The following is a 14,603-nucleotide window of genomic DNA, read 5'->3' as shown; positions in this document are numbered from 1 at the left end:
GCCGGGATTTAGCCGGCGCTACCTCGATCAGCAGAGATGCCCTCAGGCAGCCCGAGCCTCGCTCTCATCCATTCCCGGAATCGTCTTCACGATGTAGCAACGTTGCGTACCGAGGCCTGGTAACCGGATCAGGCTCGACGCCTTGCCGTCCTTCCCCGGTTCCAGAACACCGCGCTGCAGCAGTTCCTTGTTCACCGCGTTGATGTTCATGCCTCGGAAGATTTCCGAGCGCCATAACTCGGGGAGCACGTAGTAGGTGTTGGTTGTGTGCAGGGAATCACCAAGACCGTGCTCCAACGTCTTACGAAAACCGAGTCGGTCGATGGTGCGCGGACCGTGTTCGTCGATCTTCGCCGCCGTCGACTCCCAACGCGTAAAGCGGCTCTCACCGAAGCGCTCGATGATCTGTCTAAGTCGCGCCACGATTGCATCGCCCTCGAAGTTGCCGGCGCCGCCACGCTCGTTCATCCATGCGTTGAGGCACACGCGAGCAGCGATGGTTGCGGTCCCGTCGGGCCAGCCGGTGATCCCCATCGCGGTTGCCAACTCGCCCGCTGCAGCGGCGAGACCGAAGCGAGCGGCGGCACGGTGCGCTTGTCCACTGGCCGACGCCGGTAACGACTGGGCGATAAAACCTTCCAGCGTGCGGCGCAGGATGGCTGCCCAGCCGTGACGCTTACCGGGTTCACACAGCGCGGTAAGGAAGGCTGTGAGCGGCGTGCCGTAGTACTTCGCTACGCGTGCTTTGAGCGCGTCGGACAGTGCCGCTGCATCTTCAAAACCGTTAAGCACATCGAACATGCCGAGGCCTTTGCTGGCATCGGCCGGGACAGCAAGCATGCGCACTTCCATACCCGCTTTTAGTTCCTTGTTCGCTTCGGCCATGTGCTGGGCCAACGTCTTCTCGCCGGTGGAGAGAAATAGCAGGCGCCACTCCTGTACCTGTCGGCCAGCTTGGCCTCGATCGTTGGCGCGTGCCTTGCCTGTGCCGTTGCCGAGCATGTACACCGTCTCGCCGATGATGCGCGGGTCGCACATGCCGATTTCATCCAAGACCAGAAGGCCGTCGGAATGCGCGGCGGCGATAGACTCCAGCGCGTTGTCGGTGGAACGCCACGAACGCACCAGTCGCGGTCCGCCGTAGATCGAGGCGGCGACCTGCAAATGGGTGGTCTTGCCGCCGGAGCTGTCGCCGTACAAGTGAAAGCCGCCCGACTCATGACCAAGCATGTGCAACAGCGGCCCCGCGAAGGCCACGCCGACGACAAATGCCAAACGATGATTGCCGACGCACAGCGCGCCGATCTGCTCTTGCCATTGTTCAAGCGTGCCCGCTTCGCTGATTGGCGGAAGTTGCGAACCGGCTTCGTAGAAGTGTAGGTGCTCGCTGTGCGCACCAACCTGCTGCTCGGGCAGTAGAAACGCCGTGTCATGCCAACCTAAACGCGTGACCAGTCGAGCCCGTTGGGCGCTGTCGAAGCCGCCGAGATAACTCTGCAGATCATTGCGTGCATTACGCCCTGACCGACTTCCGGCGAGACGTAGCCCCATGTCCACCAGCGGGCCGAGCACGTCTTTGCCAAAGTCACCGGTCATGGTGCGCGCCGGAATGTTCCAGCGTTTCTTGGCGCCGTCGGGATCGTCGAATTCGACTAACAAGCCCCAGTTCTGACCTTTGTCGTCGCGAGTACGGGCGAGGATCTCCAATGGCGAGCACACCGGACGCGCCTCACCGTCATCACCGGCATAAAACACACCTTCTGACGTGAGTCGAAAGCCGCCGGGCATCAGGTCGGTTTTCGATTTTGTCGGGCGCTTGGCTGCGGGTTTCGTCTTCGCGTCCGGCTTGGCTTCAGTTTGCTCCGGGGATGGTTTTTCCTCGACCAAACCAAACAGCTCGCCGCTGCTTTGCAGCTCAGCGAAATGCGCGGCTGTCCAATTTTTGGTGAGCGCATCGGCAGCGTCATCACCATCATCCCATTGACCACCTTTGGCGAAAGCGGCGCGGCCACTCTTCAGCGTGGGCTTGCGTTTGAACAAGTCCAGAGCGATGAAACGGACCGAGGCGGCTCCGATTTCGCGCAGCTTTTCGGCGACGGTTTTCATGCAAGCTTTGCCGCTGTCGTCGTTGTCAGGCCACAACAGCACATCGCGACCCTTAAGTGGTGTCAGGTCAGCTTTATGCCAAGAGTTGGAACCGTTCGGCCAGCAGGTGGCCACGTGGCTCGGCAGCAGTTCGGCGGCAGCGTCGGCAGCTTTTTCGCCTTCGCATAAAACCACTGGCGCGTCACTGCGCTGAGCGAGTTCATCAAGTCGCAACAGCGGACGTGGATCGGGCAGACCCTGCCAGCGCCATTGCGTGGTTTGGCCATCGGCGCGCTCGCACCATGTAAGTGGTGCAAAAACCTTTTTCGGCTTGCCGTCCTCATCGGGCGTCAGGTCGAAGCGGTAGAGCGCCATAAGCGGCTGGCCTTTTGCATCACGGTAGATCCACACCTTGGACGGTGCGCCGTGCTGCCGATGCTTGGCAGGGCATTTGTTCATGGCCTCGCCTGGGATCGGCTGGATGGCAATCCACTCAGGAGCTTTTGTCTTGGCAGGCGTTGTCTTCGCCTGGGCACCGCCGGGCGACACGTTGAGCAATTCTGCGAGTTGGTTGCAGGCCTCGATGTCGGTGCCGCCGTCCAGATAGCGCACCAGATCGATCAGGTCGCCGCCCTTGTCGCCGGTGGCAAAGTCGGACCATGTGCCTTTGCTCAAACTGATCTTGAGCGAACCGGCGCGCTTATCGCTGCGGGTTGGGTTGGGTGCGGTGTATTCCTTGCCTCCGTCGACGCGCTTGCCATTGGGCAGCCAGTGAGACAGAACGCGATCAATGTCTTTCAGTGCGGCGGCTTTCACGTCGGCAAAGCTTAGACGCTTTGCGGAGGTGCTCGGGCGTTGGCTCATGCGTCAGCCCTCGGCAGAAACAATGCGTCGTTGATGTCATCGATCAGAGCTTTAGCCATCTCGCCTAGGTACATGGCAGGCCAACTGAAACGCTCACCGCTGTCACTCATGGCGGCGTCGAAATTAAGTTGGTTGGCGTGATGCTGCAGCAGGGAAACCATCTCCAGTGCGTCTTCGACCGGTACTCCGGCATTGACCCGGAACAACTTCAAATCGGAGGCGTTCACGCGAGTGAACGTGGCATGCCCGAGGGTGGTGGAGGTGGTCATAGCGCACCGCCTTTCTGCGCAGCAGGCATCGAGGTGGAGTCGCCGTGCAAGGTCAGCGTTTTGATCAAGCCAAGTGTGCCGCGCACGTCCCAGAGGACGGCCGCGATGACGTGATTAGCAAGGCGCGAGGAGTCGTTTTCGAAGTGTTCTTCAAGCAGCGTCAGCACCGAGTCGGCGCGAGCAATGGCGCAGGTGATGGCGTCGATGGGCACACCGGCTTCTGCGGTCGGATTCACGCAGAGCAGGTCTTCGGGCAGGGCGAAACTCAAAGCGTTGTTCATTGGGCACCGCCTGCGGTTTCGAGTGCGCGGGCTTTGGCCATGTGAGCGTTGTAACGGGAGAGGCGTGTAGCGAGGCTGGAGTTGGCGTGTAAAGCGGCGAGAGCCATTGCACGGTGTGCAGCGGCGCGAATTTTGGACGGATTGATAGCGGTCATGTAGAGCTCCTTTTGCTGAGGAGCTGCCACCGCTTGCGGCCAAGCAAGGAAAGGTGACAGCTGTACGCGGGTTGGCCGACCGGGGCAAAAGGGACCCGGCACACCCGAAGGTGTCCCACGCACAGCCGCCATAACACGATACGGCGGGCACAAAAAAAGCGCCTGCGTTCGGATGGAGGGCGCTTGTGCGCCTTTTGCGGTTCGGACGGCCAAGTCCGGTCACTGAATTTGCAGCGACGACCAGAGAGTAACGTCCGTCTTTCGAAAGTGCAACTGCGCTGATGGCTTGCGGTTTTTTCAGGTGCGGCATAAATTGTTTGTGCATGTAGATTGACCTCAACGCCTCCGGATCGCCCCCGGAGGCGTTTTCGTTTCAGGCATGGGCTTCCCAGCGCAGGGATAGGAGGGGTAGGAAGCCGCCGCTGAGCATCGAGCGGGCGTCTTCATAGGCTTGGGTTTGCTGGCCTTCGTCGACGACCACCGCGCCGGTTTTTTCGCAGTAGAGGGAAAGGGCGCACCAGGTGCCGTCGGCCCAACTCATCACGCTAACTACGCGGCCTCGCTTTTCCTGTCGGCTGCGGTGGCGTTCGAGGCGCTGCATGAGACGAGTAGAAAATCCGATCCGGCGCAGTACGGAGAACGGATGCATCAAGGCGTTATCAGCGATCTTGCGATTCATGCTGCCTCCTGCGTACTAGCGAACAGTGGAGGAGGTGTTTCGCCTTTGAGCCAAGCGAGGATCTTGCTGTCTTCAGCACAGCGGCGACGGTGTACAACGGCCATTTGCTCGCGGCGTTGTGCAACACACTCCTCGACATAACCGTTCAGGTCGGAGGTCAAGCGCATATGTTGATGAGCGCGCTCGCTTGTCGTCTTCTCGACGGCAAGATCCTCATCCATGATCCGTTGCCATACCGCCGGATCGTTCGCGAATCCCGCTGATTGATCGACGAGCCAGTAGGTAACCCAGTCGGTCATGCCCCGCGATTTCAACGAGGCGAGGCGGCTTTCGCTCATAGCAAAATAGCCGGAGCCGTGAACGCTCGAAAACTCTCTGCGCACCGTATTTTTGCGGATGAGTTCGGGCAGTTCCCAAGGATTGGCTTTTAGTGGAAGCACGAGACCGTCAGGGCTGAAGAAGTACGCATCTTGCTCTTCGCCGTTCCAGCTCACGCCCGCAATAGTGCGATGACGCCAGTTAATTTCACCAGGTTGATAGAGGCGGAATCCGATGCTGTACGAGTCAAAGAATGGTCCCTTGAAAGGGCAGTAATTGCGCTTCATGCGGCCACCTGATTCCGGGCCTCGATGCGGCTTTTGACCCAGCTCTGGACTTCAGAAAGAACCCACGCGACAGGAGCTCCGCGTGCGTTGCTATTGCTCAGTTTTACCGGTCGTGGAAAACCACTTTCAGGGCACTGCATCAGCTTGTAGAGAGTCGAGCGCTTGAGTCCCGTAGCTATCTCAAGACGCGGCATGCGAATGAGGGTAGTGGCGGGATCAAACGGAGTGGCTAGATCTGGTACGGCGGAAGGAGAGTCGAAACGATTAGCAAGATTTGAAAAGGTTGGAGCGGGGAATTGGGTGAGGTTCTTTGTCATTGGTATTGCTCTCGATTGGTTTGGACGAGAGCAATGGTCTAGAGATTGGGCGCCGGTGAGCAGTTCACTTCCATTTGAAATTTCAGGTTTACACCACGAAGTTGCGCTTGAGAATTGCCTCGACACTTTTACGAGACAACGCCTTTTCGGTTTCAAGGGCGATCCACTCAGGGCGCTGCGCGGGTGGCTTTGCGACTTCCTGCTCGAGCCAGGAATGTACCTTCGAGGTGATATCCCTGTGTGACATGCCGCTCGCCAAGTAATGAAGGGCCTGCTTAGTGATAGCCGCATCGCGAGTGGTCATGTCTTGAGCTCGCCCTATCCCACTGACGACGCCACCTTTCTTGCGAATGGCGTTTTTGATAGCTCTATCTGCAGTCGGGGTCAGCTCATCATCGATAAGGCAGGGGAGTGAAGTAATCGGCTCCAGATGAAGCACATATTGCTCGAGCGCCTCAATGCGTTCCCGCGGATCAATCTGAGTCTCGACGAAATTACAATAGAAGCTCCAAGGCCAGTCGGTCGGATGCTTCGACACGTATGACCAGACCTTCTGATCGGCTTCACGCATCCAGTCGCTCAAAATCCCGAGTGCCTTCACAGCGCATGCCATGATGTAGGCCGCATGTGCCTCTCGATCCGAAGCAGCGTGACAACCGCTGTATTGACGAACCCAGTGCGCGAGGCGCGCTCTGTGGTCGGTAGAGGCGTACTGGAAAATGGTTTCCTCATGCATAGTCGCCTTGATGCACATACTGCTGAGATCGCTGCTGATGCCGCTGCTCTGGATGCGCTGGCAACACTGATCGATCAAGTAACACACGTCATTGAGCTGTTCACGGCACAGGGCATAAAGCGACTGGTCAGATAGGAAGCCCCTCAAGCCAGACGTAAGTGCCGAATGCGCGATGCTTTGGTTAGTAGTCATTGGTTAGTGGCTCGCGCATCGTCTCCGCTTTGATCCCACGCCCTATATTTTGCGAGCGTAACCAGCGAAACCCCTCTTTCAGTACGCGGTAAGCAGCGGCCCGCAGTGGGGAAAGGGCTCGTTTTGGCGTTACACATTTGTGCCGAGTTACATGGGGTGTACGAAGATCCGCGCAATCGTGTAACAAGCCTTAGAGTCAATGAATTCAGGCGTTTGGTAGCGGTCGTTACATGCGTAACACCTGTAACACCGATTTTTGGTCGGATATGGAAACGCACGTTCATACCACTTCTTCAAAATGCCCGTGAACGACATTTCCGGCAGCTAACTGGTCCAGGTAATCCGCGTACCACTGCATCATCGTCGTACGTTGTTTAACGTAGACCGCTTTGTTGTAAACACCTGCAACTCCATCCTTCACATGCGAAAGTTGGGCCTCGATATGGTTCTCATCAAAACCGTGCTCGTTGAGTATCGTGCTGGCGATGTGTCGGAATCCGTGGCCAGTTTGTCGACCTTCATAACCGAGGCGACGTAACGCCATTAGGAAGACAGTGTTGGAGCGTGCTTTGGTTGTGTCGCTGCGGCCTGGGAAAAGTAACTGGTAGCTGCCGGTCAAAACATACAGCTCTTTCAGCAGAGTTACTGCTTGGTGCGGAAGTGGCACTAGGTGCTCTCGGCGACGTTTCATTCGCTCCGCCGGGATTGTCCATAGCGCTTTTTTTAAGTCGAATTCTGACCACCGAGCCTCCCGAATTTCGGACGGACGACATGCCAGCATGGAAAGCAGATGCAGGCCGATACGGATATCCATAGCACTTGGATACGCTCGGATTGCTCGGAGCAGCGGAGGCAGTTCTTCTTGGGATACATGGGCGTAGTTTTCCGCCGGTTTCGTCTGAAGAAATTTGTGAAGGCCTTCCAACGGATTGTGGGTTGCCCGGCCGGTTACCCTAGCAAGATCGTATATCTCTCGACACATTCCTCGTACACGGCTGGTCTGCTCAATGATCCCTTTCCGTTCCATCGAGCGAAGAAAGTCCATCCACTCCATCGGAAGGATTTCGCGATAGGAGCGCGTTCCGAAAACTGGGAAGACGTGAAGCTCTAAAGCGCCAATGGTTCGAACGGCGGTGCCGTTGGTCCAGCCTTTTCGTTTGGACGCGTACCACTCCCGAGCAAGTTTCTCAAAGGTATTACTGGCGCTTTCCAACTCCGCAGCTTTCCTGGCTCGCATCGTTGCCAAGGGGTTGCTCCCTTCAGCTGTACTAGCCCGCAGTTCGGTCGCTTTCTGTCGTGCAGCAGATCCAGTAACTGCCGGGTAACTGCCTAGCCCTATCCAGGACCACTTACCGTCAGCCTTCTTGTATCGAAGCTGCCATGACTTTTTGCCATCGGGCCGCACTCGGAGATACACGTTGTTTCCATCGTGCTCGCGGTACTCCTTGGAATCGGGTTCCAGAGTCGCTACGACCGTGTCAGCCAGAGGACGACGTTTGATTTCAGTGCGCTTCATTTCCTTGTACCCATCAGTTTCAATTTACATCCGTGGTACACGGGAGGATACAGCGCATGATGGGATAGGGGTAGACAGGGACGGATAGCCAGAAACAAGAAAGCCCGCACAGGGCGGGCTTCTTGGGGAGTTTCGTAGACTGTCTGAGACAGGTCTAGATTGCTATTTGGTGGAGCCGGGGGGATTTGAACCCCCGTCCGCCAGTACTCCGCTGTCGGTACTACATGCGTAGCCGTGTCTATTAAGTTAACCCTCAGCGACCCGACGGGCAGGGTGCTTTGGGCGAGTTGTGTAAGTTTTAGCCGCTTCGTCCACAACGTACTGCACGGCGATTCTGTTCTATATGACAATCATTTCGGGTTTACAGACATCCCCTGATGATTGCTGGACCCGAAGGTACCAGGAGCATTGTCAGCTGCAATTAAGCAGCGAGAGCAACACCGTATTGGTCGTCATTGGCAACTATAAGTAGTTGCAACAGTGGATTTACGACTTCTGTTACCAAGTCGGCATGCACCTAGAGTTTCGCAACCGGCGTCGAATCCTAAACGGCCCCGAACTCATTGCTCAGCGAATCTGTTTGAGCAACAAGCCTGCACAGTGTACGTCAATCAGCCCGCGAGGCCAACCCGCAGGTTGGCCCGGCGTTGATCAATTGTTGGTGCCGGTGGCTTTGCGCATTTCCACGATGAGTTGCGAGGTTTCCGCAACGCAGTCGTCGATTTTGCCTTCGGCTTTGAGCGACTGGGCTCTGGCCACGCTGGTCTCAGCACGCTGCACCAGCTCTGGTTTAGACGCCAACTGCGCCTTGGAATTGTTGATCGTCTGAATATTGGCATCACACAGATCGGCTGGCTTGTCAGCGGCGAACGAAGTGGAGGCCATCATCGAGGCAGTAACGAACAGACCTAACAGTACAGAACGCTTCATGTGTATCTCCTTGAACTGAGGGATCCAGGCTTCGCTGACCGTAGGGACGGGCCACCGAATGGAGGAAAAGCCCCGATTGTTCGGGGCTTGTTCTGTGGACTGCCGTCTCGCTCAAGGGTTCTATTTTTCTTCAGACGGCTTTTGCACGGGTCACCCGGTCCACCAGATAGACCAGGCCGTGGTAGTCGATTCCCCCGTGTTGCGTCAGGCCGATTTCGCACGTGCGGCTGGTCGAGATGCCTTCGCTGCACTGCTGCACCGCATCCTTGAGCGTGCGCAGCGAGTGGCTGTTGAGCTCCGGTGTGGTGAAGCCCTTGTCGCCGGCAAACCCGCAGCAATGAATGCCTTCGGGGATGACCACGTTTTTGCTGCACTTACGCGCCAGATCGATCAGCGCCTGGCTTTCGCCCAGATGCTGGGTGCTGCAGGTCACGTGCACGGCAATCGGTGCGTCTTGCGGGGTGAAGTCCAGGCGATCCGCCAGATGAGTGCGGATGAAACGCACCGGATCGTACAGATCCAGGCGCGATTCGCCGACGTCCTGCACCAGTCGCAACGTACACGGGCTGGTATCGCAGTAGATCGGGTCGAGCCCGCCGCGGCTGGCATGCAGCAATGCGCTGATCAGTTCCTGGCGCTTGTGTTCGGCCTGTTCGGCGTAGCCTTTGGAGGCAAACGGCTGACCGCAGCAGAGGTTGTCGAGATTCTCCGGGAACACAACCTGGTAACCGGCCTTTTCCAGCAGACCGCGAGTTTTGTCGTAGAGCGACATCTGTTCTTTGTCGCCCGCCGCCGGGCCCATGACCCGCGACACGCACGCGGCCAGATACACCACGCGCGGGCGCTCGTCTGCGACGTTCGGACTGAAGCGAATGGCTTTTTCCGGTTGCGGCATCGCGTTGGTCCACAGCGGCACCTGGCCTTTGGACAAACGGGTCAGGGTCGCCGACAGCTTTTCCAGACGCGGTGCGCCAAGCAGCATCCGCGCACCGTTGGCGACGTGCAGGGTGAAGCGTGCGCCTTGCAGGGTCTTGTCGAAATTTCCTTCGATCCAGTCGGCGGTTTTCTGATGGGTTGCGTGTCGGCCGCGGAGCTTTTTCACCAGCTCGCCAGTATTGATGCCGACCGGGCAGCGTTGTGCGCAGAGCCCAGTCGCCGCGCAGGTTTCGATGCCTTGGTACTCGTAGGCTTCTTCCAGTTCGCGGGTGTCGATGCCGGCGCGTTTTTTCGCCTGAATATCGCGCCAGATAACGATGCGCTGACGCGGGCTCAGGGTCAGGCCTTTCGACGGGCAGACCGGCTCGCAGAAACCGCATTCGATGCACTTATCCACAATCTCATCGGCGGCGGGCAGTGGTTTCAGGTGTTTGAGATGGATCTGCGGATCTTCGCTGAGGACCACGTCCGGGTTGAGAATGCCGTTGGGGTCGAGCAGGCGCTTGAGCTGCCACATCAACTGATAGGCGTCGCTGCCCCATTCCAGTTCAACGAACGGCGCCATGTTGCGGCCGGTGCCGTGCTCGGCTTTCAGTGAACCGCCAAACTCGACCGCCACCAGTTGCGCGACGTCGTCCATGAACGCTTGATAGCGTGCGATTTCTTCCGGGTTGTTGAAGCCTTGGGTGAAGACGAAGTGCAGATTGCCTTCCAGCGCGTGTCCGAAAAGGATCGCTTCGGCGTAGACATGTTTATCGAACAGCTCGATCAGGCGATTCACGCCGATGGCCAGTTGCTCGACCGGAAAGGTCACATCTTCGATGATCACTGTCGTGCCGGTTTTGCGCACGGCGCCGACGGCGGGGAAGGTGTCTTTGCGGATCGCCCACAGCCGGGCGTTTTCCACAGGATCCTCGGTGAAGTCGACCTGCTTCTCGACGGGGAATCCGCTGAGCGACGCCATGATTTGCGCCAGTTGTTCCTGCAGCAAAGCGGAAGATGCCGCGCGGGATTCGATGAGCAAGGCGCAGGCATTGTTCGACAGCTGTTGTACGAAAGCAGGCATGCCCGGTTTGTCTTGCACCGAGCGCAGGCTGCGCCGGTCGAGCAGTTCGACGGCGGACACCGGTTGGCTTTTCAGCACGGTGACCGCGTTGCAGCAGGTTTCCACATTTGGGAAGACGATCAGCGCCGAGGCTTTGTTCGGGTGGTCGATAACGGTGTCGTAGGTCACTGCGCTGATGAAGCCGAGGGTGCCTTCGGAGCCGACCAGCAAGTGGCTCAAGATATCCACAGGCTCGTCGAAATCCACCAGGGCATTGAGCGAAAGGCCGGTGGTATTTTTCAGACGGTATTTGTGGCGGATTCGTGCGGCCAGTTCGGCATTGGCGCGGGTCTCGCGGCCCAATGTCGCCAATCGCTCGAGCAGCTCGCCGTGGCTTGAGCGAAACGCTGCGACACTGGCCGCGTCTTCGGTGTCGAGGCAGGTGCCGTCGGCCAGCACCAGACGAATTCCGGCCAGGGTGTGATAGGTATTTTGCGCGGTGCCGCAGCACATGCCGCTGGCGTTGTTGGCGACGATGCCGCCGATTTTGCAGGCGTTGATCGACGCCGGGTCCGGGCCGATCTTGCGTCCGAACGGCGCCAGCCAGGCGTTGGCCTGCGCGCCGATAACGCCCGGTTGCAGACGGATCTGCGTGCCTTGGCCACGGATCTCACGGGCGTTCCAGTTATCCCCGAGCACGATCAACACCGAATCGCTGATCGCCTGACCGGACAGACTGGTGCCCGCGGCGCGGAAGGTCACCGGCACGCGATCACGCTGGGCCAGTTTCAGCAATGCCACGACTTCGTCTTCGGACTCGACGCGGATCACCAGTTGCGGAATCAATCGATAGAAACTGGCATCGGTGCCGAAGGCCAGAGTCGATAACGGATCGTCAAAGCGGCGCTCGGCCGGGATCAGTTGCTCGGCATCACGCAGGAAAGCGGCAGGAAGACTCATTGATCCTCCAGAATCAGCACGACCAGATCTTTCGGGCCATGCGCGCCATACGCCAGCACCTGTTCAATATCGGCGGTTTTCGAAGGCCCGGAGACCAGTAGCGCGTTAGTCGGCATGCCTTGCGCCCATTCAAATTCCGCTTGCACTTGGTAGAAGTTGTCGCGGATCTCGCTGGCCTTGAGCAGGGCGAAATGCACCGGCGGTACCAGGCTCATCAAGCGCGGCTCTTCGCGGGTAGGCCAGATAATCAGGCTGCCGGTCGCAGCGATGGCACCGAGGGTGCCGGTAAGGCTGGCCGGGGTGTCGTTGAACAGCTCGGCTTTCCATTCCTCCACCGGCCGGTCGTAGGATTTCAGTGCAGGCAGCCCGGGATTGTTCGCCCAGTGTTGTGTGATGCGTTGCCCGTGCGGTGTCGTCGGTGCGATCAGCAGGCTGGGCAACTGGCGATCGCGCAGTAATTGCGCGAGCAGCGCCGGCCATGCTTCGGCCGAGGTCAGATGGATTTCGGTGTGCACCGCTTCCATCAATTTGCGCAGTTGCGGAATGCGCTGTTCGGCGCTGTAGGTGTAAGGCTGCGTCACCAGTTCGACATCGAAGTTGTCGGCGATCGGCGTGGTGCCGGTCAGACTTTTCCTCAGTTTGCCGAGGATATTTTGCTTGGCGCTCATCAACGATCTCCCTGTTTGGCCAGATGCTCGCGGGCCATGTCGTGCAGTGAGCGAGCGGCGGGTTTCGGTGCGCTGTGGTTTTGCGTCCACGGGCCGACATTGTTTGGCGTGAGCGCGCGCAGGCGGGTGGCGAAGAAGCCGAACAGGCGATACAGAGTTGGCGAGCTGTTGAGTTTTGCCCAGGCGTTCCAGATCAAGCGTTCCTTGCGCGAATACTTGCTGCCTTGGCCGCGCATCACTTGATGCGGCGAGTCCGGCGCTTTGACGTTCTCTTCGCGTAAGCGGCGCAGAATCGCCGGGATCGGAATTTTCACCGGGCACACTTCACCGCAGGCGCCGCACAGCGAGGACGCGCTCGGGTGGTCCGGGACTTTCGCCAGGCCGACCATGTGCGGGGTGATGATTTTGCCGATCGGTCCCGGGTAGACCTCGCCATAGGTGTGGCCGCCGACGCGGGTGTACACCGGGCAATGATTCATGCAGGCGCCGCAGCGGATGCAGTTGAGGGTCTGGCGCAATTCACTGTCGGCGAAGGCCTGGCTGCGGCCGTTGTCGAGCAGCACCAGATGCACTTCCTGCGGGCCGTCGAGTTCGTGTTCCTTGCGCGGGCCGGAGATCATGTTGACGTAGGTAGTGATCGGAATGCCCAGTGCCGAGCGGGTCAGCAGGGACAGCAACGGCACCACGTCGCGCAGGTTTTCCACGACTTTTTCGATGCCGGTGACGGCGATGTGCACCGGCGGCACGCTGGTGGTCATGCGGCCGTTGCCTTCGTTTTCCACCAGCAGCAGGGTGCCGGTTTCAGCCACGGCGAAGTTGACGCCGGAAACGCCGATGTCCGCTTCGAAGAATTTCTGCCGCAAGACTTTGCGACCGATCTGAATGAGTTGGTCAACGTCCTTGGTGTACTCCACGCCAAGTTTGTCGTGGAACAAGGACGCGACCTGACCGGCATTCTTGTGGATCGCCGGCATAATGATGTGTGAAGGCTTCTCGTGGTCGAGCTGGACGATGTATTCCCCCATGTCGGACTCCAGACATTCAATGTCCCGAGCCTCGAGGAAATGGTTCATCTCCATCTCTTCGCTGACCATCGATTTGCCCTTGATCACTTGCCGCGCCTCGTGAGCGCGGATGATCGAGAGGACGATGCCATTGGCTTCGTCCACCGTTTCCGCCCAGTGCACTGTCACACCGTTGCGGGTCAGGTTCTGTTCCAGTTGCTCGAGCAGCTCGGGCAATTTGGACAATGCGCGGGCCTTGATCGAATTGCCCAGTGCGCGCAAATGTTCTCGTTCATGGGCATCACTGAAAGCGGCGGCGCGCTTGGTCATCAGGGAGTCCATGGCAGTGCGGAAGTTGTTCCGTAGCTGCTGGTCACCCAAGGCGTTGTGCGCCCGGGTGCGGAAATCTTCTTCTACGGCGACCGTAGGAATAATCGTCGAGGTGCTCATTGCGCACCTCCGGTTCGTTGCCAGAGGAAGCTCGCCAGGTGTTGCCCGCGCAGCGCTTCCCGTTGTTTCTCCAGTGCGCCGTTGATGTTCATCAGGCAGCCACAGTCGGCACTGAGAATCTGATGCGCGCCGGATTCCTTCAAGGCCCGGGTCTTGTCAGCCACCATCGCCCCGGAAATGTCTGGCATACGGACGCTGAATGTTCCGCCGAAGCCACAGCATTCGCTTTCGTGGTCGTGGTTGACCCGTTCCACGTTGCTCAACTGCGCCAACAGCTCGCGGCCGTGCAGGTGGGTGTTCATTTCGCGGCGTGCCGAACACGAGGTGTGCAGCGCGACTTTCACCGGTTCGCCGCTGTCTTTGAGCTGCACCTTGCAGACGAACAGCAGAAACTCGGCCAGTTCATAGGTGCGGGCTGCGAGGGCCTGTACCTGTTTCAGCGTTTCCGGCTCGTCCTTGAACAAGTCGGCGTAATGTTCACGCAGCATGCCGGCGCAGGAACCCGACGGCACCACCACCGGATAATCCCCGGCAAACAGCGCCAGTTGCGAGCGCGCCACGGTCCGCGCCTGCTCGGTGTAACCCGAGGTGTAGGCCGGTTGCCCGCAGCAGCTCTGCCCTTGCGGGTACTCGACCCGAATGCCTTCACGCTCCAGCAAGTGGATCGCGTCCATCCCGGCTTCGGGGTAGAACAGGTCGACCACACACGTGCCGAACAGGTACACCCGCGACGGTTTCTCGCTGGGGTATTGCCGAGGTTCGGGCAGTGGCGGCGCCACGCGGGTAGCGTTTGGCACAGCATTGTAAAAAAGCTCGCTCATCAGGCGTGTCTCCGGGTGGTCCCGGTTATCCGTCTGCGGCGGCTGCTGAATATAGAGCGCATTGCTTTTAGCAGCCTTACAGACCCGGTG

General features: G+C 58.8%; 14 protein-coding genes and 1 other RNA gene. All 15 read right to left on the bottom strand.

Annotated features, from left to right (window positions below):
• Nucleotides 1-42 precede the first annotated feature (42 nt).
• Nucleotides 43-2,949: a DUF927 domain-containing protein gene (locus BLU24_RS24850; RefSeq protein ID WP_093104835.1), complete on the bottom strand. Its 2,907-nt coding sequence runs from the start codon at nt 2,947-2,949 to the stop codon at nt 43-45.
• A complete protein-coding gene (locus BLU24_RS24845) occupies nt 2,946-3,218 on the bottom strand; it encodes a DUF3077 domain-containing protein (RefSeq protein WP_083354187.1) in 273 nt (90 codons plus the stop codon). The genes BLU24_RS24850 and BLU24_RS24845 overlap by 4 nt, the downstream gene beginning before the upstream one ends.
• A complete protein-coding gene (locus tag BLU24_RS24840; protein WP_083354188.1) occupies nt 3,215-3,499 on the bottom strand; it encodes a hypothetical protein in 285 nt (94 codons plus the stop codon). The genes BLU24_RS24845 and BLU24_RS24840 overlap by 4 nt, the downstream gene beginning before the upstream one ends.
• Complete coding sequence (locus BLU24_RS27860) at nt 3,496-3,654, bottom strand: hypothetical protein (RefSeq protein WP_172833297.1); 159 nt, start codon at nt 3,652-3,654, stop codon at nt 3,496-3,498. The genes BLU24_RS24840 and BLU24_RS27860 overlap by 4 nt, the downstream gene beginning before the upstream one ends.
• A gap of 373 nt (nt 3,655-4,027) precedes the next feature.
• Nucleotides 4,028-4,333 (bottom strand): hypothetical protein, encoded by a 306-nt coding sequence (locus BLU24_RS24835; protein WP_093104830.1) that lies wholly within the window; start codon nt 4,331-4,333, stop codon nt 4,028-4,030.
• Nucleotides 4,330-4,938: a hypothetical protein gene (locus BLU24_RS24830; protein WP_083354190.1), complete on the bottom strand. Its 609-nt coding sequence runs from the start codon at nt 4,936-4,938 to the stop codon at nt 4,330-4,332. The genes BLU24_RS24835 and BLU24_RS24830 overlap by 4 nt, the downstream gene beginning before the upstream one ends.
• Entirely contained in the window at nt 4,935-5,255 is a 321-nt protein-coding gene (locus BLU24_RS24825) for a helix-turn-helix transcriptional regulator (protein ID WP_083354191.1), read from the bottom strand. Before BLU24_RS24825 ends, BLU24_RS24830 begins: the two co-directional genes overlap by 4 nt.
• Before the next feature lie 88 nt (nt 5,256-5,343).
• Entirely contained in the window at nt 5,344-6,183 is an 840-nt protein-coding gene (locus BLU24_RS24820) for a hypothetical protein (protein WP_083354192.1), read from the bottom strand.
• Between the two features lie 280 nt (nt 6,184-6,463).
• Complete coding sequence (locus BLU24_RS24815; RefSeq protein WP_083354193.1) at nt 6,464-7,699, bottom strand: tyrosine-type recombinase/integrase; 1,236 nt, start codon at nt 7,697-7,699, stop codon at nt 6,464-6,466.
• 167 nt (nt 7,700-7,866) lie between these two features.
• Nucleotides 7,867-8,255, bottom strand: a transfer-messenger RNA (tmRNA) gene (gene ssrA / locus BLU24_RS24810).
• A gap of 95 nt (nt 8,256-8,350) precedes the next feature.
• A complete protein-coding gene (locus BLU24_RS24805; protein WP_093104826.1) occupies nt 8,351-8,629 on the bottom strand; it encodes a hypothetical protein in 279 nt (92 codons plus the stop codon).
• Between the two features lie 130 nt (nt 8,630-8,759).
• Complete coding sequence (locus BLU24_RS24800) at nt 8,760-11,570, bottom strand: FAD-binding and (Fe-S)-binding domain-containing protein (protein WP_093104822.1); 2,811 nt, start codon at nt 11,568-11,570, stop codon at nt 8,760-8,762.
• Nucleotides 11,567-12,238: a LutC/YkgG family protein gene (locus BLU24_RS24795; protein ID WP_093104818.1), complete on the bottom strand. Its 672-nt coding sequence runs from the start codon at nt 12,236-12,238 to the stop codon at nt 11,567-11,569. The genes BLU24_RS24800 and BLU24_RS24795 overlap by 4 nt, the downstream gene beginning before the upstream one ends.
• A complete protein-coding gene (locus BLU24_RS24790; RefSeq protein WP_093104814.1) occupies nt 12,238-13,692 on the bottom strand; it encodes a LutB/LldF family L-lactate oxidation iron-sulfur protein in 1,455 nt (484 codons plus the stop codon). Before BLU24_RS24790 ends, BLU24_RS24795 begins: the two co-directional genes overlap by 1 nt.
• Complete coding sequence (locus tag BLU24_RS24785; protein WP_093104809.1) at nt 13,689-14,513, bottom strand: (Fe-S)-binding protein; 825 nt, start codon at nt 14,511-14,513, stop codon at nt 13,689-13,691. Before BLU24_RS24785 ends, BLU24_RS24790 begins: the two co-directional genes overlap by 4 nt.
• Nucleotides 14,514-14,603 lie beyond the last annotated feature (90 nt).

Origin of the sequence: Pseudomonas sp. Z003-0.4C(8344-21), assembly GCF_900104975.1 — a bacterium.
Classification (GTDB): domain Bacteria; phylum Pseudomonadota; class Gammaproteobacteria; order Pseudomonadales; family Pseudomonadaceae; genus Aquipseudomonas; species Aquipseudomonas granadensis.
Note: the sequence above shows the minus strand (reverse complement) of the source record. Positions and strands in the feature narration are given on the sequence as shown.

Excerpts from the sequence above, each read along its gene's own strand:
- BLU24_RS24795 (WP_093104818.1), bottom strand. The coding sequence starts at position 12,238 with ATGAGCGCCAAGCAAAATATCCTCGGCAAACTGAGGAAAAGTCTGACC.
- BLU24_RS24835 (WP_093104830.1), bottom strand. The coding sequence starts at position 4,333 with ATGAATCGCAAGATCGCTGATAACGCCTTGATGCATCCGTTCTCCGTA.
- BLU24_RS24840 (WP_083354188.1), bottom strand. The coding sequence starts at position 3,499 with ATGAACAACGCTTTGAGTTTCGCCCTGCCCGAAGACCTGCTCTGCGTG.
- BLU24_RS24785 (WP_093104809.1), bottom strand. The coding sequence starts at position 14,513 with ATGAGCGAGCTTTTTTACAATGCTGTGCCAAACGCTACCCGCGTGGCG.
- BLU24_RS24790 (WP_093104814.1), bottom strand. The coding sequence starts at position 13,692 with ATGAGCACCTCGACGATTATTCCTACGGTCGCCGTAGAAGAAGATTTC.
- BLU24_RS24800 (WP_093104822.1), bottom strand. The coding sequence starts at position 11,570 with ATGAGTCTTCCTGCCGCTTTCCTGCGTGATGCCGAGCAACTGATCCCG.
- BLU24_RS24815 (WP_083354193.1), bottom strand. The coding sequence starts at position 7,699 with ATGAAGCGCACTGAAATCAAACGTCGTCCTCTGGCTGACACGGTCGTA.
- BLU24_RS24805 (WP_093104826.1), bottom strand. The coding sequence starts at position 8,629 with ATGAAGCGTTCTGTACTGTTAGGTCTGTTCGTTACTGCCTCGATGATG.
- BLU24_RS24845 (WP_083354187.1), bottom strand. The coding sequence starts at position 3,218 with ATGACCACCTCCACCACCCTCGGGCATGCCACGTTCACTCGCGTGAAC.
- BLU24_RS24850 (WP_093104835.1), bottom strand. The coding sequence starts at position 2,949 with ATGAGCCAACGCCCGAGCACCTCCGCAAAGCGTCTAAGCTTTGCCGAC.
- BLU24_RS24825 (WP_083354191.1), bottom strand. The coding sequence starts at position 5,255 with ATGACAAAGAACCTCACCCAATTCCCCGCTCCAACCTTTTCAAATCTT.
- BLU24_RS24820 (WP_083354192.1), bottom strand. The coding sequence starts at position 6,183 with ATGACTACTAACCAAAGCATCGCGCATTCGGCACTTACGTCTGGCTTG.
- BLU24_RS24830 (WP_083354190.1), bottom strand. The coding sequence starts at position 4,938 with ATGAAGCGCAATTACTGCCCTTTCAAGGGACCATTCTTTGACTCGTAC.
- BLU24_RS27860 (WP_172833297.1), bottom strand. The coding sequence starts at position 3,654 with ATGACCGCTATCAATCCGTCCAAAATTCGCGCCGCTGCACACCGTGCA.